General features: G+C 59.8%; 16 protein-coding genes and 1 tRNA gene. 10 read left to right on the forward strand and 7 right to left on the reverse strand.

The annotated features are described in order from the left end of the window. Positions 1–30: 30 nt before the first annotated feature. The 10 genes from LOY52_RS20510 to LOY52_RS20555 all read left to right on the forward strand — a co-directional run bounded on the left by LOY52_RS20510 (position 31) and on the right by LOY52_RS20555 (position 11,937). Positions 31–1,041 carry an ornithine carbamoyltransferase gene (locus LOY52_RS20510; protein WP_003227481.1) on the forward strand — a complete coding sequence of 337 codons (1,011 nt, stop codon included), beginning with the start codon at positions 31–33 and terminating at the stop codon, positions 1,039–1,041. A gap of 154 nt (positions 1,042–1,195) precedes the next feature. Further along, on the forward strand, positions 1,196–2,125 hold the full coding sequence (arcC, locus tag LOY52_RS20515) for a carbamate kinase (protein WP_098965263.1): 930 nt from the start codon (positions 1,196–1,198) through the stop codon (positions 2,123–2,125). A 61-nt stretch (positions 2,126–2,186) separates the two neighbouring features. Next, a complete protein-coding gene (locus LOY52_RS20520; protein ID WP_108592196.1) occupies positions 2,187–2,549 on the forward strand; it encodes a DUF5064 family protein in 363 nt (120 codons plus the stop codon). Between the two features lie 158 nt (positions 2,550–2,707). Then, positions 2,708–4,216: a sigma-54-dependent transcriptional regulator gene (locus LOY52_RS20525; protein ID WP_258675784.1), complete on the forward strand. Its 1,509-nt coding sequence runs from the start codon at positions 2,708–2,710 to the stop codon at positions 4,214–4,216. 437 nt (positions 4,217–4,653) lie between these two features. Next, positions 4,654–5,037: a glycine cleavage system protein GcvH gene (gene gcvH, locus LOY52_RS20530; RefSeq protein WP_027612543.1), complete on the forward strand. Its 384-nt coding sequence runs from the start codon at positions 4,654–4,656 to the stop codon at positions 5,035–5,037. Positions 5,038–5,048: 11 nt separating this feature from the next. Then, positions 5,049–7,901, forward strand: coding sequence for an aminomethyl-transferring glycine dehydrogenase (gene gcvP, locus LOY52_RS20535; RefSeq protein ID WP_408980409.1), 2,853 nt, complete (start codon positions 5,049–5,051; stop codon positions 7,899–7,901). A 197-nt stretch (positions 7,902–8,098) separates the two neighbouring features. Beyond that, positions 8,099–9,475 carry an L-serine ammonia-lyase gene (locus LOY52_RS20540; protein ID WP_258675785.1) on the forward strand — a complete coding sequence of 459 codons (1,377 nt, stop codon included), beginning with the start codon at positions 8,099–8,101 and terminating at the stop codon, positions 9,473–9,475. A gap of 135 nt (positions 9,476–9,610) precedes the next feature. Beyond that, on the forward strand, positions 9,611–10,735 hold the full coding sequence (gene gcvT / locus LOY52_RS20545) for a glycine cleavage system aminomethyltransferase GcvT (protein WP_258675786.1): 1,125 nt from the start codon (positions 9,611–9,613) through the stop codon (positions 10,733–10,735). A 403-nt stretch (positions 10,736–11,138) separates the two neighbouring features. Next, a complete protein-coding gene (locus LOY52_RS20550; protein WP_003175786.1) occupies positions 11,139–11,351 on the forward strand; it encodes a cold-shock protein in 213 nt (70 codons plus the stop codon). A 97-nt stretch (positions 11,352–11,448) separates the two neighbouring features. Beyond that, positions 11,449–11,937, forward strand: a complete 489-nt coding sequence (locus LOY52_RS20555; protein ID WP_098965267.1) for an RDD family protein — start codon at positions 11,449–11,451, stop codon at positions 11,935–11,937. 136 nt (positions 11,938–12,073) lie between these two features. On the opposite strand, the gene nadA is transcribed toward LOY52_RS20555, so the two are convergent. From nadA to tolB, 7 genes are all read right to left on the reverse strand, one after another. Beyond that, complete coding sequence (gene nadA / locus LOY52_RS20560) at positions 12,074–13,132, reverse strand: quinolinate synthase NadA (RefSeq protein WP_003227499.1); 1,059 nt, start codon at positions 13,130–13,132, stop codon at positions 12,074–12,076. 271 nt (positions 13,133–13,403) lie between these two features. After that, a tRNA-Lys gene (locus LOY52_RS20565) sits at positions 13,404–13,479 on the reverse strand. Positions 13,480–13,541: 62 nt separating this feature from the next. Next, positions 13,542–14,234, reverse strand: coding sequence for a 7-cyano-7-deazaguanine synthase QueC (gene queC / locus LOY52_RS20570; RefSeq protein ID WP_003227501.1), 693 nt, complete (start codon positions 14,232–14,234; stop codon positions 13,542–13,544). Between the two features lies 1 nt (position 14,235). Then, positions 14,236–14,883: a 7-carboxy-7-deazaguanine synthase QueE gene (queE, locus tag LOY52_RS20575; RefSeq protein ID WP_047296033.1), complete on the reverse strand. Its 648-nt coding sequence runs from the start codon at positions 14,881–14,883 to the stop codon at positions 14,236–14,238. A gap of 166 nt (positions 14,884–15,049) precedes the next feature. Next, entirely contained in the window at positions 15,050–15,886 is an 837-nt protein-coding gene (ybgF, locus tag LOY52_RS20580) for a tol-pal system protein YbgF (protein WP_258675788.1), read from the reverse strand. 6 nt (positions 15,887–15,892) lie between these two features. Beyond that, complete coding sequence (gene pal, locus LOY52_RS20585; protein ID WP_003178634.1) at positions 15,893–16,390, reverse strand: peptidoglycan-associated lipoprotein Pal; 498 nt, start codon at positions 16,388–16,390, stop codon at positions 15,893–15,895. Between the two features lie 52 nt (positions 16,391–16,442). Next, positions 16,443–17,723 (reverse strand): Tol-Pal system beta propeller repeat protein TolB, encoded by a 1,281-nt coding sequence (gene tolB, locus LOY52_RS20590; protein WP_164747834.1) that lies wholly within the window; start codon positions 17,721–17,723, stop codon positions 16,443–16,445. Between the last annotated feature and the right edge of the window lie 9 nt (positions 17,724–17,732).

Here is a 17,732-nt window from a genome sequence, read left to right on the forward strand (position 1 = left end):
GGCCGATTACCGAATCCAAGGAGAATCATCATGGCGTTCAACATCCACAACCGTAACCTGCTCAGCCTGGAACACCACACCCCACGTGAGCTGCGTTACCTGCTCGACCTGTCCCGCGATCTGAAACGCGCGAAATACACCGGCACCGAGCAGCAACACCTGAAGGGCAACAACATCGCCCTGATCTTTGAAAAAACCTCGACCCGCACCCGCTGCGCGTTCGAAGTGGCGGCGTATGACCAAGGCGCCAACGTCACCTACATCGACCCGAACTCGTCGCAGATCGGCCACAAGGAAAGCATGAAAGATACGGCCCGCGTGCTGGGTCGCATGTACGACGCCATTGAGTACCGTGGCTTCAAACAGGAAATCGTCGAAGAGCTGGCGAAGTTCGCCGGGGTGCCGGTGTTCAACGGTCTGACCGATGAATATCACCCGACGCAAATGATCGCCGACGTGCTGACCATGCGTGAACACGCCGACAAGCCGATCCACGAAATCAGCTACGCCTACCTCGGCGATGCGCGCAACAACATGGGCAACTCGCTGCTGCTGGTCGGCGCCAAGCTCGGCATGGACGTGCGCATCTGCGCGCCGAAAGCCCTGTGGCCGCATGACGATCTGGTCGATCGCTGCAAGAAATACGCGGAAGAATCCGGCGCGCGCATCACCCTGACCGAAGACCCGAAAGCCGCAGTCAAAGGCGTCGATTTCATCCACACCGACGTCTGGGTGTCGATGGGCGAGCCGGTTGAAGCCTGGGCCGAACGTATCCAGCAACTGCTGCCGTACCAGGTCAACAAAGAGCTGATGAAAGCCACCGGCAACCCGCGCACCAAGTTCATGCACTGCCTGCCGGCGTTCCACAACAGCGATACCAAGGTCGGCAAACAGATCGCCGAACAGTATCCGCACCTGGCCAACGGCATCGAAGTGACCGACGACGTGTTCGAGTCGCCCGCCTGCATCGCCTTCGAGCAAGCGGAAAACCGCATGCACACGATCAAGGCGATCCTGGTCTCGACCCTGGCTGATCTGTAACAGCTGATCGGGATTTCCTGATCAACCACTGACCTGTAGGAGCTGCCGAAGGCTGCGATCTTTTGATTTTGTTTTTCAAGATCAAGATCAAGATCAACAGATCGCAGCCTTCGGCAGCTCCTACAGGGTCATCGAATTCTTAAAGGATTGCACCATGCGTATCGTCGTAGCTCTGGGCGGTAACGCCCTGCTCCGTCGTGGCGAGCCGATGACCGCTGACAACCAGCGCGCCAACATCCGCATCGCCACCGAGCAAATCGCCAAGATCCATCCCGGTAACCAACTGGTCATCGCCCACGGCAATGGCCCGCAAGTCGGCCTGCTATCGCTGCAGGCAGCGGCCTACACCTCCGTCACCCCTTACCCGCTGGACGTGCTCGGTGCCGAAACCGAAGGCATGATCGGCTACATCATCGAACAGGAACTGGGCAACCTGCTGGACTTCGAAGTGCCGTTCGCCACCCTGCTGACTCAGGTTGAAGTCGACGCCAAGGACCCGGCCTTCCAGAACCCGAGCAAACCGATCGGCCCGGTCTACGACAAGGCCGAAGCGGAAAAACTCGCCGCCGAGAAAGGTTGGGCCATCGCTCCGGACGGCGACAAGTTCCGCCGCGTGGTGGCCAGTCCACGGCCGAAACGCATCTTCGAGATCCGTCCGATCAAGTGGCTGCTGGACAAGGGCAGCATCGTCATCTGCGCCGGTGGCGGCGGGATTCCGACCATGTACGACGAGCACCGCAACCTCAAGGGCATCGAGGCGGTGATCGACAAGGATCTGTGCTCGTCGCTGCTCGCCGAGCAACTGGAAGCTGACTTGCTGGTGATCGCCACCGACGTCAACGCGGCGTTCGTCGACTATGGCAAGCCGTCGCAGAAAGCCATCGCCGAAGCCCACCCGGATGAACTCGAACGCCTCGGTTTCGCCGCTGGCTCCATGGGGCCGAAGGTCCAGGCAGCCTGCGAATTCGCGCGCCATACTGGCAAGGTCGCGGTGATCGGTTCGCTGGCGGACATCGAAGCGATTGTCCAGGGCACTGCCGGCACACGCGTCAGCACGGCGAAGCCGGGCATCAGCTATAGATAATCAGAAACTCAAGGGCAGGCCCAGGGTCTGCCCTTCTCCCATGCCTTGAAAGGAGAAGCCCATGGCTCAGTTCGAACCCGGTCATTTGCACATCGAGCGGCACGCGTTGAACAAGGACGATGTCAGTTACGACCTGTGCCTCGACTATCAAGTGTTCACCGATCCCAAGGACGGCAAAGGAATGCAGTTCACCCTGCACGGCAGCATTCAGGGCAAGGACATGAAGGAAACGTTTTTCCTGCCCAAGGACCAGGCCTACAACTTCGCCAGCAACGTGACCAAGATTGCCGAAAAGTATGGCATTCCCAAGACTCACAGCAGCATCGGCTCGCAGCACAAGCATTACGACCTGATGTTTGAGGATGTGCGGGTGCAGTTGAATATGAAATCCGGGGACCCGGTGAAACCGGAACACCTCGAATAACCACCAGAATCATAAGATCGCAGCCTTCGGCAGCTCCTACATTGATCGCTTTTCTGTAGGAACTGCCGAAGGCTGCGATCTTTTGATCTGATTTCACCATTGCCCCGCCCCAAGGCATACTTGCCACCCTCCACACCTCAGATCACTGAACCGCCCCCATGCGTATCCACGTCAGCTTCATCGACCGCGTCGGCATCACCCAGGAAGTCCTGGCGATCCTCGGTGGGCGCAACCTCAATCTGGATGCGGTGGAGATGATCCCGCCCAACGTCTATATCGATGCACCGACTTTGAGCCCGCAAGTGCTCGAAGAACTCAAAGATGCGTTGTTCCGTGTGCGCGGCGTGGAGGCCGTGGTGGTGGTCGACATTCTTCCGGGCCAGCGTCGGCACTTGCAGCTGGATGCCTTGCTCGCGGCGATGACCGACCCGGTACTGGCCCTCGACAGCGCGGGGAAAGTGCTGCTGGCGAACCCGGCGCTGATTGCGCTGTACGGCCGCGAACCGGCGGGTGAAAGCGTCGCTGAACTGTTCAACGATCCCGGCCTGCTGGACACCCTGCTCGAACAAGGCTTGCGCCTGTCACTGCGGGAAATAACCGTCAATGGCCAGACCCTGTTGCTCGACGCCACGCCGATCACCGACGCCGGCGCCTTGCTCACGCTGTATCAACCGAACCGCATTGGTGAACAGCTCTCGGCGTTGCACCATGACCATGCCGAAGGTTTCGATGCACTGCTCGGCGAATCCCCGGCAATCCGCACGCTGAAGGCCCGCGCGCAACGAGTCGCAGCCCTTGATGCGCCACTGTTGATTCAAGGCGAAACCGGCACCGGTAAAGAACTGGTGGCCCGCGCCTGCCACGCGATCAGTGCGCGGCACAGTGCGCCGTTTCTCGCCCTGAACTGCGCGGCCCTGCCGGAGAACCTCGCCGAGAGCGAGCTGTTCGGCTACGCCCCCGGCGCCTTTACCGGCGCGCAGCGTGGCGGCAAACCGGGGCTGATGGAACTGGCGAACCAGGGCACGGTGTTTCTCGACGAGATCGGCGAAATGTCGCCGTACTTGCAGGCCAAACTGCTGCGTTTTTTGAACGACGGCAGCTTCCGTCGAGTGGGCGGTGATCGCGAGGTGAAGGTCAACGTGCGGATCCTCAGCGCGACCCACCGCGACCTGGAAAAAATGGTCAGCGAGGGACTGTTCCGCGAAGACCTGTTCTATCGCCTCAACGTACTCAACGTCGAAGTACCGCCGTTGCGTGAGCGAGGTCAGGACATTCTGTTGCTGGCGCGTTACTTCATGCAGCAGGCGTGTGCGCAGATTCAGCGTCCGGTGTGCCGACTGGCTCCAGGGACTTATCCAGCGCTGCTCGGTAATCGTTGGCCGGGTAACGTGCGCCAGTTGCAGAACGTGATCTTCCGCGCGGCGGCGATCTGCGAAAGCAGCCTGGTCGATATTGGTGATCTCGACATCGCCGGCACCTCAGTGGCGCGGCAGACCGACAGCGACGTCGACAGCCTTGAACAAGCCGTCGAGTCCTTCGAAAAATCGCTGCTGGAAAAACTTTACGTCAGCTACCCCTCGACCCGCCAACTGGCCAGCCGCCTGCAGACCTCGCACACCGCGATTGCCCATCGCCTGCGCAAATATGGCATTCCAAGTAAGTCTTAAATTCACCCTAACCCCCCCTGTAGGAGCTGCCGAAGGCTGCGATCTTTTGATCTTGATCTAAAAACAAAATCAAAAGATCGCAGCCTTCGGCAGCTCCTACAGTTGAGCAACAATTTTCAAGATTTACATTTCAGCGTGAAAACCGACCTCCATCTGTACTGAAAGCGCTACAGCGGAACGATATCGCTACACCCACCTCCGATCACCGCTGTACAAGGCTTTGATCCGCTTCAGCTTTTCTCCCCGCCCCAAGCTGTAGCGATTTCGCTACAGCCATTCGATTCCGGCCACTTCAAAAATCATCCAACCGCCTGATTTATATAGATAAATCCAAGATGGCCGCGTTCTTGCTAAGTAACCGCTCATAAAATCAGGGCTTTCTTGCCCAAGCCTTCCACCGCGTCCACCAGACGAGTCTGGCCCCCTTAGGAGTTTCCATGAGCGAGTTGCGTTTTACTGAAGATCACGAATGGCTGCGCACCGAAGCTGACGGCAGCGTTACTGTCGGCATCACCGCTTTCGCGCAGAACGCTTTGGGCGACGTGGTGTTCGTGCAACTGCCTGAGCTGCAGGCTTACGAAAAAGGCGCCGAAGCCGCCACCGTGGAATCGGTGAAAGCCGCCAGCGGCGTGTACATGCCCCTCGACGGTGAAGTTGTGGAAGTGAACCCGGCACTGGATGGCAGCCCGGAACTGGTCAACGAAGATCCGCTGGGCGAAGGCTGGTTCTTCCGCTTCCAGCCAAGTGACGCCGCCGCTGTCGGCAAACTGCTCGATCAAGACGCCTACGACCGCCTGATCAAAGCCCAAGCCGAAGCCTGAGGAGTAACGACATGACCCAAGTAAACCTCGGCACTGCCAACGAATTCATCGCCCGTCACATCGGCCCGCGCGCCGGTGACGAGCAAGCCATGCTCAACAGCCTCGGCTTCGACTCGCTCGAAGCCCTGAGCGCCAGCGTCATCCCGGAAAGCATCAAGGGCACCAGCGTGCTCGGCCTGGACGACGGCCTGAGCGAAGCCGATGCTCTGGCGATGATCAAATCCATCGCCGGCAAAAACCAGCTGTTCAAGACCTACATCGGCCAGGGCTACTACAACTGCCACACGCCGTCGCCGATCCTGCGCAACCTGCTGGAAAACCCGGCCTGGTACACCGCTTACACCCCGTACCAGCCGGAAATTTCCCAGGGCCGTCTCGAAGCGTTGCTGAACTTCCAGACCCTGATCAGCGACCTCACCGGCCTGCCGATCGCCAACGCCTCGTTGCTCGACGAAGCCACCGCCGCTGCCGAAGCCATGACCTTCTGCAAGCGCCTGAGCAAGAACAAGGGCAGCCACCAGTTCTTCGCCTCGATCCACAGCCACCCGCAAACCCTCGACGTGCTGCGCACCCGTGCCGAGCCGCTGGGCATCGAAGTGGTGGTCGGCGATGAGCGTGAACTGAGTGACGTGACGCCATTCTTCGGCGCGCTGCTGCAGTACCCGGCGAGCAATGGTGATGTGTTCGACTACCGCGAACTGACCGAGCGTTTCCACGCCGCCAACGCGCTGGTGGCAGTGGCTGCCGACCTGCTGGCCCTGACCCTGCTGACCGCTCCGGGCGAGTTCGGCGCAGACGTCGCCATCGGTTCGGCGCAACGCTTCGGCGTGCCGCTGGGCTTCGGTGGCCCGCACGCGGCTTACTTCTCCACCAAGGATGCGTTCAAGCGCGACATGCCGGGCCGTCTGGTCGGTGTTTCGGTTGACCGTTTCGGCAAGCCGGCCCTGCGTCTGGCGATGCAGACCCGCGAGCAACACATCCGCCGTGAGAAGGCCACCTCGAACATCTGCACCGCGCAGGTGCTGTTGGCCAACATCGCCAGCATGTACGCCGTGTACCACGGCCCGAAAGGCCTGACCCGGATCGCCAACCGCGTGCATCACCTGACCGCGATTCTCGCCAAGGGCCTGAGCGCACTGGGCCAGACCGTCGAGCAGACAAGCTTCTTCGACACCCTGACTCTCGCCACCGGCGCGCAAACCGCCGCGCTGCACGACAAGGCGCACGCTGCACAGATCAACCTGCGGGTCATCGATGCCGAGCGTCTGGGCCTGTCGGTGGACGAAACCACCACCCAGGCTGACATCGAAACCCTGTGGGGCCTGTTCGCCGACGGCAAGGCCCTGCCGGACTTCGCTGCGCTGGCCGCTTCGGTGCAAAGCACCATCCCGGCGGCGCTGGTCCGTCAGTCGCCGATTCTCAGCCACCCGGTGTTCAACCGTTATCACTCGGAAACCGAGCTGATGCGCTACCTGCGCAAACTGGCGGACAAGGACCTGGCACTGGATCGCACCATGATCCCGCTGGGCTCGTGCACCATGAAACTCAACGCCGCCAGCGAAATGATCCCGGTGACCTGGGCCGAATTCGGCGCCCTGCACCCGTTCGCTCCGGCTGCGCAGAGCGCCGGTTATCAGCAATTGACCGACGAACTGGAAGCGATGCTCTGCGCCGCCACCGGTTACGACGCGATCTCGCTGCAACCGAACGCCGGCTCGCAGGGTGAATACGCAGGCCTGCTGGCGATTCGCGCCTACCATCAGAGCCGTGGCGACGAGCGCCGCGACATCTGCCTGATCCCGTCGTCGGCCCACGGCACCAACCCGGCCACCGCCAACATGGCTGGCATGCGCGTGGTGGTGACCGCGTGCGATGCGCGCGGCAACGTCGATATCGAAGACCTGCGCGCCAAAGCCATCGAGCACCGCGAACACCTCGCGGCGCTGATGATCACCTACCCGTCGACCCACGGCGTGTTCGAAGAAGGCATCCGCGAAATCTGCGGGATCATTCATGACAACGGCGGCCAGGTGTACATCGACGGCGCCAACATGAACGCGATGGTCGGCCTCTGCGCACCAGGCAAGTTCGGCGGCGACGTGTCGCACCTGAACCTGCACAAAACCTTCTGCATTCCCCACGGCGGTGGCGGCCCGGGTGTCGGCCCGATCGGCGTCAAGTCGCACCTGACCCCGTTCCTGCCGGGTCACGGCCAGATGGCACGCAAGGAAGGCGCGGTCTGCGCAGCACCGTTCGGCAGCGCGAGCATTCTGCCGATCACCTGGATGTACATTCGCATGATGGGCGGCGCCGGTCTGAAGCGTGCTTCGCAACTGGCGATCCTCAATGCCAACTACATTTCCCGTCGCCTCGAAGAGCACTATCCAGTGCTGTACACCGGCAGCAACGGGCTGGTGGCGCACGAATGCATCCTCGATCTGCGTCCACTGAAAGACAGCAGCGGCATCAGCGTCGATGACGTCGCCAAGCGTCTGATCGACTTCGGCTTCCACGCCCCGACCATGTCGTTCCCGGTCGCCGGCACGCTGATGATCGAGCCGACCGAAAGCGAATCCAAAGAAGAACTGGACCGCTTCTGCGACGCCATGATCCGCATCCGCGAGGAAATCCGCGCGGTGGAAAACGGCACGCTGGACAAGGACGACAACCCGCTGAAAAACGCCCCGCACACCGCAGCGGAGCTGGTCGGCGAGTGGACCCACCCGTACAGCCGCGAGCAGGCCGTTTATCCGGTAGCGTCGTTGATCGAAGGCAAATACTGGCCGCCGGTCGGTCGTGTTGACAACGTGTTCGGCGACCGCAACCTGGTCTGCGCCTGCCCGTCGATCGAAAGCTACGCTTAACCGAAGAAGGGGCAGGTTTATCTGCCCCGCTCCTTCCCTGTAGGAGCTGCCGAAGGCTGCGATCTTTTGATCTTGATCTTGCTCTTGTTTCTAAAAAACCAGGATCAAAAGATCGCAGCCTTCGGCAGCTCCTACAGGGGGATGTACCCAGCCTGATATTCCGCCAATTCCTATAACAAGAAACCGGAGAACCACTCATGTCGTTAAGCGTGTTCGACCTGTTCAAGATTGGCATCGGCCCTTCCAGCTCCCACACCGTCGGCCCGATGCGTGCCGCTGCGCGCTTCGCCGAAGGCCTGCGCCGGGAAAACCTGTTGACCGCGACCGCCAGCGTCCGGGTCGAGTTGTACGGCTCGCTTGGCGCCACCGGCAAGGGTCACGGCAGCGACAAAGCCGTGCTGCTTGGCCTGGAGGGCGAACACCCGGACACCGTCGACACCGAAACCGTCACCGCGCGCCTGCAGGAGATTCGCGGCAATGGCCGGCTGAACCTGCTCGGCGAACACAGCATTGCCTTCAACGAGAAAGAACACCTGGCAATGATCCGCAAACCGTTGGCCTACCACCCCAACGGCATGATCTTTCGTGCCTTCGATGCGGCGGGATTGCAGATCCGCAGCCGCGAGTACTACTCGGTCGGCGGTGGTTTTGTGGTCGACGAAGACGCGGCCGGAGCCGACCGCATCGTCGAAGACGCCACCCCGCTGACCTTCCCGTTCAAAAGTGCCAAGGACCTGCTCGGCCATTGCGCCACTTACGGGCTGTCGATCAGCCAGGTGATGCTGACCAATGAAAGTGCCTGGCGCCCTGAAGCGGAAACCCGCGCCGGTCTGCTGAAAATCTGGCAAGTGATGCAGGACTGCGTTGCCGCGGGTTGTCGCAACGAAGGCATTCTGCCGGGCGGGCTGAAGGTCAAACGCCGGGCGGCGGCGCTGCATCGACAATTGTGCAAGAACCCGGAATCGGCATTGCGCGATCCGCTGTCGGTGCTGGACTGGGTCAACCTCTACGCCCTCGCCGTCAACGAAGAAAACGCCAACGGCGGCCGCGTGGTCACCGCGCCCACCAACGGCGCGGCCGGGATTATTCCGGCGGTGCTGCATTACTACATGCGGTTTATCCCGGGTGCGAACGATGACGGCGTGGTGCGCTTTCTGCTGACCGCCGCCGCGATCGGCATTCTGTACAAGGAAAACGCCTCGATCTCCGGCGCCGAAGTCGGCTGTCAGGGTGAGGTCGGCGTGGCCTGCTCAATGGCGGCCGGCGCGCTGTGCGAAGTCCTCGGCGGCAGCGTGCAGCAAGTGGAAAACGCGGCGGAAATCGGCATGGAACACAACCTCGGCCTGACTTGCGACCCGATTGGCGGGCTGGTGCAGGTGCCGTGCATCGAGCGCAACGCCATGGGCTCGGTGAAAGCGATCAACGCGGTGCGCATGGCCATGCGCGGCGACGGGCAACACTTCGTCTCCCTCGACAAAGTCATCCGCACCATGCGCCAGACTGGCGCCGACATGAAAAGCAAATACAAAGAGACCGCCCGCGGCGGTCTGGCAGTCAACATCATCGAATGCTGATTTATGTCCTCTCCTTTTGGTAGAGGACCGCACTTAGCCCACTCTCCCTCCGGGAGAGGGCTGGGGTGAGGGGCTTTTGATCTTGATCTAAATCCAGCCCCATACCCCCAAACTCAAACTTTCAAGGAGCCACGCATGTCCACCGAACAACTGTCAAAAACCCCGCTGCACGCTCTGCACCTCGAACTGGGTGCCCGCATGGTGCCGTTCGCCGGCTACGACATGCCGGTGCAATACCCGCTGGGCGTGATGAAAGAACACCAGCACACCCGCGAGCAGGCCGGGCTGTTCGATGTCTCGCACATGGGCCAGATCCGCCTGACCGGCGCCAATGCCGCCAAGGCCCTGGAAACCCTGGTGCCGGTGGATATCATCGACCTGCCGGTGGGCATGCAGCGCTACGCAATGTTCACCAACGACAAAGGTGGCATCCTCGACGACCTGATGGTCGCCAACCTGGGTAACGACGAGCTGTTCCTGGTGGTCAACGCTGCTTGCAAGGATCAGGACCTGGCGCATCTGCAAAAGCACATTGGCGATCAGTGCACCATTACGGAGCTGTTCGAAGCGCGCGCACTGCTGGCGTTGCAGGGTCCGGCGGCGGTCACCGTGCTGGCGCGTCTTGCGCCAGAGGTGGCGAAGATGACGTTCATGCAGTTCAACCGCGTACAACTGCTGGGCGTGGATTGCTTCGTCAGCCGTTCGGGCTACACCGGTGAAGACGGTTTCGAAATCTCGGTGCCCGCCGCCGACGCCGAAAAACTCGCCCGTGCCCTGCTGGCCGAACCGGAAGTTCAGGCCATCGGCCTCGGCGCCCGCGACTCGCTGCGCCTGGAAGCCGGCCTGTGCCTGTATGGCCACGACATGAACACCGAGACCACGCCGATCGAAGCCAGCCTGTTGTGGGCGATCTCCAGGCCACGCCGTGCCGACGGCGCGCGGGCCGGTGGTTTCCCGGGGGCAGAGCAGGTATTTGCTCAGCAGCAGAACGGCGTCGCGCGCAAACGTGTCGGCCTGCTGCCGCAGGAACGTACACCAGTGCGTGAAGGCGCAGAAATCGTCAACGAAGCCGGCGAAATCATCGGCGGTGTGTGCAGCGGCGGCTTCGGTCCGACCCTGGGCGGTCCGTTGGCGATGGGTTATCTCGACAGCGCTTATGTCACCCTGGATACGCCAGTCTGGGCCATCGTTCGTGGGAAAAAGGTGCAAATGCTTGTAAGCAAAATGCCATTTGTTCCACAACGCTACTATCGTGGTTGATTGACTGTTTCTATAAGTAACGCGATTGCGTTATGCGTGCACTAATGTGTAACGCAATCGCCACAAAAAAGTGCATTTTCTAACATCTGATTCGATTATGAACTTTGCTTATAACGTTCGAAAACTTTTGAACAAGCTATTCGTCTAAGCCGCACTATCAGACTGACTAACTGCCAGCAGGGGCAGGAAAACCGGGGCCTTCGCGGGGCTTGTTTTTTCTCCCGTAGTTGGCGTAGAGTTTGTCCACTGTGTTTGCATGGGTCAGCTTGGAATCGTGACCTGGGCAGTAGCCTACAAGTTAGCTACATCCCGCTCGACGTCTTCTTACTCTCCTGCAACCAGCCCCAGTACTCTTTCATGAGAAAGAGACTGTCATCAATTTATGCGTCAAAGGAAATAAGAAATGTCCCAACGTCAGAGCGGTACCGTCAAGTGGTTTAACGACGAGAAAGGTTTTGGTTTTATCACTCCAGAAAGCGGTCCGGATCTGTTCGTGCATTTCCGCGCTATTCAGGGCAACGGCTTCAAGAGCCTGAAAGAAGGCCAGAAAGTGACCTTCGTTGCTGTGCAAGGCCAGAAAGGCATGCAGGCTGATGAAGTACAAGCAGAAGCCTGATCTTCTGTAACGAAAAAGCCCCTGATATTGATATCAGGGGCTTTTTTGTGCGCGCGAATCCGTAAAATGGCGCTTCATTTTGCGTCCAGAGGCTGCCATGTCGAAGAATCTGCTCACTCCCCAGGGCGACTTTCCTGCTGTTGGCCTCGGCCGGCGCCTGGCCGCGATGTTCTATGACTTCCTGTTGTGCACTGCCCTGCTGATCGTCACCGGATTCGTCTACAAGTTGATCCAGGCAGCGATCATCGGTGAAGAGCGCCTGCGCGTGCTGACCGACGCCGGGAAAATGGATGGCGATCCGCTGTATTCAACAGTGCTGCTGTTGGTGCTGTTTGCTTTCTTCGCCAAGTTCTGGACCCACGGCGGGCAGACACTGGGCATGCAGGTGTGGGGCATTCGCGTACAGAACGCCGATGGCAGCGCGATCAGCCTGTGGCAGGCGCTGCTGCGCTTCATGGTGTCGATCGCTTCGTGGCTGTGCGCAGGGCTTGGATTCTTCTGGTCGCTGTACGACAAGCAGAAGCGCACCTGGCACGACATCTATTCCGATACCCGCGTGGTGCGAATTCCGAAGAAGAGCAAATAACTTCCTGACACCGAATACCACTGTGGGAGCGAGCCTGCTCGCGAAAGCGTAGTATCAGCCGACATTTATGTTTGCTGATTCACCGCCTTCGCGAGCAGGCTCGCTCCCACAGGTTTTGCGCTGTTTCTGAAGGACCTCAGGCGTTACCCGCCAGCTTCATCCGCGCCGCCTGGGTGAAATCCAGCATGCGCTTCAACGGCCGGATCGCCTGCGGAATCAGCGCCGGATCGACAAAGATCTCGTTCGTCCCTTCCTTCAGGCTCTTGAGCGTGCGCTCAAGGGTATTCATGGCCATCCACGGGCAATGTGCGCAACTGCGGCACGCTGCACCGTTACCGGCGGTTGGCGCCTCGATGAAGACCTTGTCCGGGCACAGCTGCTGCATCTTGTAGAAGATGCCGCGGTCGGTGGCGACGATCAGGGTCTTGTTCGGCAGGCTTTGCGCGGCAGCGATCAACTGACTGGTGGAACCTACAGCATCCGCCAGTTCGATCACCGAGGTCGGCGACTCCGGGTGCACCAGAATCGCGGCGTCCGGATACAGCGCCTTCATGTCTTCGAGCTGCTTGGATTTGAACTCTTCGTGGACGATGCACGCACCGTCCCACAGCAGCATGTCGGCACCAGTCTTGCGCTGAATGTAAGTGCCCAGATGCTTGTCCGGGCCCCAGATGATGGTCTCGCCGTTGTCCATCAGGCTTTCGACGATCTCCAGCGCGCAGCTCGACGTCACCACCCAGTCAGCGCGGGCTTTGACTGCGGCCGAAGTGTTGGCATATACCACCACCGTGCGCTCCGGGTGCTGATCGCAGAACGCCGAGAACTCGTCTACCGGGCAACCCAGGTCCAGCGAGCAGGTCGCGTCCAGGGTCGGCATCAGCACGCGTTTTTCCGGGTTGAGGATCTTCGCGGTCTCGCCCATGAACTTCACGCCGGCGACCACCACGGTCTTGGCCGGGTGAGCGTTGCCGAAGCGCGCCATTTCGAGGGAGTCGGACACACAGCCGCCGGTTTCTTCGGCCAGGGCCTGAATCACCGGATCGCAATAGAAGTGAGCCACCAGCACCGCGTCCTGAGCCTTGAGCTCGGCGGCGATAGCAGAACGGTAGTAGGCCTCCTCCTCGGCCGTCAGCGGTTTGGGCTGTTTGGCGTCGAGGTGGGCTTGAACCAGAAGGCGTTCGGAAATCTGCGTCATGTTCGCAAGACCTGCAGGCGCTTTCGCGCGAAAGTCGAGTATACACCCGGCTCCGGACCACATGAGGGTACCGCCGGGAGAGTGAGTTTTATCAGGCACGGACAGCGTTGAAGCTGCGCAAGGCTACAGAATATCCCGTTGATACAAAAGATGATTCTGACCTGTGTCAGCACAGGCAACGATGAACAGAGCGGTGCCCGAATCGCAGGCAAAAAAAAACCCGGAAATCCTCACTTTCGTGGGCCTTCCGGATTTTCTAAACCGCCAAATATGGTGGGTCGTGTGGGATTCGAACCTACGACCAATTGGTTAAAAGCCAACTGCTCTACCAACTGAGCTAACGACCCGCTGTGTGGTGGCGCGTATAATACTGATTTTTAAGGACTATTCAACACCTTTTTGAAAAAAATCAAAAATAAGGTGTTGGATCGCTTACACCGGCCGCTGCGAAGCCTTCTGCACGCAGGCGGCAGCTGTCGCATTTGCCGCACGCGCGGCCTTCATCGTCCGCCTGATAGCAGGAAACGGTCAGGCCGTAATCCACGCCCAGCTTAACGCCCGCCTGGACGATCTGCGCCTTGCTCAGGTTCTGCAGGGGTGCCTGGATGCGGAAACCGTTGCCTTCCACGCCCGCCTTGGTCGCCAGATTGGCCATGCGCTCGAACGACTCGATGAACTCCGGACGGCAATCCGGGTAACCGGAATAGTCCACCGCGTTGACACCGATAAAGATGTCACGCGCGCCAAGCACTTCAGCCCAGCCCAGCGCCAGCGACAGGAACACCGTGTTGCGCGCCGGCACGTAGGTCACCGGGATGCCCTCGCCCAGCTCTTCCGGGATGTCGATGCTGGTGTCGGTCAGCGCCGAACCGCCCATACCATTCAGGTTCAGGCCGATCACTTTGTGCTCGACCACACCCAGATCGCGAGCGACGCGCGCTGCGGCATGCAGCTCCGCATGAGAGCGCTGGCCGTAATCGAAACTCATGGTATAGCAGGCGTAGCCTTCAGCCCGGGCCATCGCGACCACAGTGGCCGAATCGAGGCCACCCGACAGCAGGATTACTGCACGTTTTTCGTGAGTGTTCAGTTGTTCAGTCATATCAGCGCCCCGGCTCGTCATTCCATAGATATTTATGCAACTGCAATTGCAATCGCACCGGCAGGTTGTCTGCCACCACCCAGTCCGCCAGATCCCTGGCATTGAGGTCATGATGACTTGGGGAAAACAGCACTTCACCCGCACGGCGATCAAGACCGTACTGGATCAGCTTCGAGACCGCCCAGTCATAGTCGTCCCGCGAACAGATGACAAACTTCACCTGATCGTTGGGCGTCAACAGTTCGATGTTTTCGTAGCGGTTGCGGTGCGCCTCTTTGGAGTCCGGCGTCTTCAAGTCGACCACGCGACTGACGCGCGAATCTACCGCCGAGATATCGAGCGCACCACTGGTTTCCAGTGACACTTCGTAACCGGCATCGCACAACTGCTTGAGTAAAGGGATGGCATTGGGCTGCGCCAGCGGTTCACCGCCGGTCACACAGACGTAGCGCGGGCGAAACCCGGCCACTTGTTCGAGGATATCGTCGAGGGTGCGGATCGTACCGCCGCTGAACGCATAGGCGCTGTCGCAGTATTGGCAACGCAATGGGCAACCGGTCAGGCGCACAAAAACCGTGGGCAGCCCGGCAGTCCGCGTTTCCCCCTGCAGCGAGTAGAAAACTTCGGTAATTCTCAATGTGTCTTGCATAGTCGCCACGGGCGTAACAGCTAAACAGGCTGTCCGCCTCCGTCAGGCACTTCCGGCAACCCCGCCAACGCGTAGATCACCAGAAGCGTGTTTCAGAAAAAGGGCGTGAATTCTAACGAAAAAACCCGCGACAAGCGCGGGTTTCTTCCAAACGGGTCAAACACACTTACATGCGTTGCAGATCGCGTTGGGCCAACTGAGCAGCGGAGGTCCCCGGGTATTGGGAAACCACCTGTTGCAGAATGCCTTTGACCTTGTCGGTGTGACCGAGGCGGCGCTCTACATCAGCCAGCTTGTACAGCGAATCCGGCACTTTGGCGTGCTTGGGATAGAGCTGCGACACCTTGGCGAAAGCCTGACCTGCACCTTGCAGATCGCCCTTGGCCAGGTTCACTTCGCCCAACCAGTACTGGGCATTGCCCGCGTATTGGCTGTTCGGGTATTTGCGCAGGAATGCCGAGAAAGCCTGGCTGGCCTTGTCGAAATCCTTGGCCTTGATCAGGTCGAAAGCGGCATCGTAATACAGCTTTTCCTTGGCCGGATCACCCGGTTCGCTACTCGCAGCAGGTGCCTGGGCGGCAGCAGCCCCGGCGCCAGCGGCAGCGCCGGCAGCAGCACTTGCATCGCCACCGGCAGAAGAATTCTCAGGAGTCGCGGCAGGTGCAACGCCGGATCCTATGCGCCGATCAAGATCCTGGTATCGCTCCAGGGATTCCTGTTTCATGCGCGCAACCTGATTCTGCAGTTCTTCGATCACACCTTGTTGGCGCGATATCTGATCCTGCATCTGTTGCAGTTGGTTGAACAGCATGCCCTGTGCCGAGGCAGGGGCCGAAGCCGCTCCCCCGGCATAGGCGCCGTTCGTACCGTAACCCGCAGGCGGATAACTGCTCCCGCTATTGTTATAACCGGAGTTGTCATCGACCACAGGAACCGCAGCCCACACCGCAAGCGGTGCGAGACTGAGAGCCAGAACAGTTACAGCACGACGGCACGTTCGCATATCGAATTACTTACGCAGTTCGACGCGACGGTTTTGAGCCCAGGACTGCTCGTCGTTGCCGGTAGCAACTGGACGCTCTTCGCCGTAGGAAACCAGTTCCAGCTGAGCTGGGGAAACACCTTGCAGTACCAGGTAGCGCTGAACGGCTTTCGCACGACGCTCGCCCAGTGCCATGTTGTACTCACGAGTACCACGTTCGTCGGTATTGCCTTCCAGAACAACGCGAGCGCCGTTTGCTTTCAGGTCTTTGGCGTGAACGTCCAGAGCGCGCATGGCTTCTGGCTTCAGGTCCGAGCTGTCGTATTCGAAGTAGAAGGTGGTGATTGCGCGCAGAGCAGCTTCTTCGCTCAGGGAACCGTCAACGGCACCAGTGTTTGCGCCGTAACCAGCGTTTGGATCAACAGCGCCTTCACCGGCGTTGTCGCCGCCTTTGGACGAGCAACCTACAGCTACAGCCATGGCCAGAGCCAGCGCAGCAAATTTACCAAACTTCAGCATTTCCATCGTGAAACTCCTAATGAACCCCAGTGTGTTAAGTAAAACGTAAAGCGCCGCGTCAGTTCAGGTAAGGGGACCAGGACGGTTCTCTGACTTCGCCTTGTGCGGTAGGAAGCGGGAGCCTCACGCGTCCATTAATGGACACGAGCATCAAGACTCCCCGGCCCTGCTGGCGGGTGGCGTAGATTACCATGGTGCCGTTGGGCGCAACAGTAGGTGACTCGTCCAGAGTGCTATCAGTGAGGATCTTTACACTACCTCGCTGCAAATCCTGGGCCGCCACCTTGAAATTGGTGAATCCGTCCTGGCGATGGATCATCACCAGCGTCTTTTCATCAGCCGAAAGCTTCGGGTTGGCGTTGTAGTTGCCAATGAAGGTCACACGCTCGGCACCACCGCCGCTGGCGCTGGTTTTGTAGATCTGCGGCTTGCCGCCACGGTCCGAGGTGAAGTAGATGGTCGAACCATCCTTGCCCCAGTACGGTTCGGTGTTGATGCCAGGACCTGCAGTCACGCGAGTGATCTGACGCGAACCCAGGTTCATCACATAGATATCCGGGTTGCCGTCTTTCGACAGTACGAAAGCCAGGCGATTGCCATCCGGCGACCAGGCTGGCGCGCCGTTCAGGCCTTCGAAGTTGGTGATCTGCTCACGGCGACCGGTGTCGATGTTCTGCATGAAGATCCGTGGACGCTTCTGCTCGAACGACACGTAGGCGATGCGCTTGCCATCCGGGGCGAAACGCGGCGACAGGATCGGCTCGCGCGATTGCAGCAGAGTTACTGCACGGGCACCGTCGTAGTCCGAACGCTGCAGGGTGTAGCGAGTGTTCTTCTCGGAGAATCGCTCGGCTGTCACGTACAGCAGACGGGTCGAAAACGCACCTTTGATACCGGTGAGTTTTTCGAACGACTGGTCAGAGATGAAGTGCGCCATGTCACGCAGTTGCTCGGTGGTACCGGAGACACTGCCGTCAGCCACTTTCTGCTCGGTGGCCACGTTGAACAGTGCCCACTGCACCTGCAGACGACCGCCCGCTGGAGCAATGCTGCCGACCATCATGTACTGAGCACCTACCGCCTTCCAGTCACGGAAGATGATTTCGCTCGGCTGGCTTGGCTGACTGATCATGTTTTGCTTTGGAATCGGCGAGTAGTAGCCCGAGTTCCGCAAATCGTTACCAATGATTTCAGCCATATCGTCCGGCAGCACCGCACCGCCCTGCATGCCGAACGGTACGACGGCGATCGGGGTGGCCCGATCGCTGCCGCTGGTGACCAGAATGTTCTTTTCATCAGCCATCGCGATCCCTGCCATGCAGCAGATCACGACCAGCATTCCTCGAAG

It is taken from the genome of Pseudomonas sp. B21-051, assembly GCF_024748795.1.
GTDB lineage: Bacteria > Pseudomonadota > Gammaproteobacteria > Pseudomonadales > Pseudomonadaceae > Aquipseudomonas > Aquipseudomonas putida_A.

What these genes read in the sequence shown, in the direction of transcription:
- LOY52_RS20510 (WP_003227481.1), top strand. Translation starts at nt 31, where the DNA reads ATGGCGTTCAACATCCACAACCGTAACCTGCTCAGCCTGGAACACCAC.
- arcC (WP_098965263.1), top strand. Translation starts at nt 1,196, where the DNA reads ATGCGTATCGTCGTAGCTCTGGGCGGTAACGCCCTGCTCCGTCGTGGC.
- LOY52_RS20520 (WP_108592196.1), top strand. Translation starts at nt 2,187, where the DNA reads ATGGCTCAGTTCGAACCCGGTCATTTGCACATCGAGCGGCACGCGTTG.
- LOY52_RS20525 (WP_258675784.1), top strand. Translation starts at nt 2,708, where the DNA reads ATGCGTATCCACGTCAGCTTCATCGACCGCGTCGGCATCACCCAGGAA.
- gcvH (WP_027612543.1), top strand. Translation starts at nt 4,654, where the DNA reads ATGAGCGAGTTGCGTTTTACTGAAGATCACGAATGGCTGCGCACCGAA.
- gcvP (WP_408980409.1), top strand. Translation starts at nt 5,049, where the DNA reads ATGACCCAAGTAAACCTCGGCACTGCCAACGAATTCATCGCCCGTCAC.
- LOY52_RS20540 (WP_258675785.1), top strand. Translation starts at nt 8,099, where the DNA reads ATGTCGTTAAGCGTGTTCGACCTGTTCAAGATTGGCATCGGCCCTTCC.
- gcvT (WP_258675786.1), top strand. Translation starts at nt 9,611, where the DNA reads ATGTCCACCGAACAACTGTCAAAAACCCCGCTGCACGCTCTGCACCTC.
- LOY52_RS20550 (WP_003175786.1), top strand. Translation starts at nt 11,139, where the DNA reads ATGTCCCAACGTCAGAGCGGTACCGTCAAGTGGTTTAACGACGAGAAA.
- LOY52_RS20555 (WP_098965267.1), top strand. Translation starts at nt 11,449, where the DNA reads ATGTCGAAGAATCTGCTCACTCCCCAGGGCGACTTTCCTGCTGTTGGC.
- nadA (WP_003227499.1), bottom strand. Translation starts at nt 13,132, where the DNA reads ATGACGCAGATTTCCGAACGCCTTCTGGTTCAAGCCCACCTCGACGCC.
- queC (WP_003227501.1), bottom strand. Translation starts at nt 14,234, where the DNA reads ATGACTGAACAACTGAACACTCACGAAAAACGTGCAGTAATCCTGCTG.
- queE (WP_047296033.1), bottom strand. Translation starts at nt 14,883, where the DNA reads ATGCAAGACACATTGAGAATTACCGAAGTTTTCTACTCGCTGCAGGGG.
- ybgF (WP_258675788.1), bottom strand. Translation starts at nt 15,886, where the DNA reads ATGCGAACGTGCCGTCGTGCTGTAACTGTTCTGGCTCTCAGTCTCGCA.
- pal (WP_003178634.1), bottom strand. Translation starts at nt 16,390, where the DNA reads ATGGAAATGCTGAAGTTTGGTAAATTTGCTGCGCTGGCTCTGGCCATG.
- tolB (WP_164747834.1), bottom strand. Translation starts at nt 17,723, where the DNA reads ATGCTGGTCGTGATCTGCTGCATGGCAGGGATCGCGATGGCTGATGAA.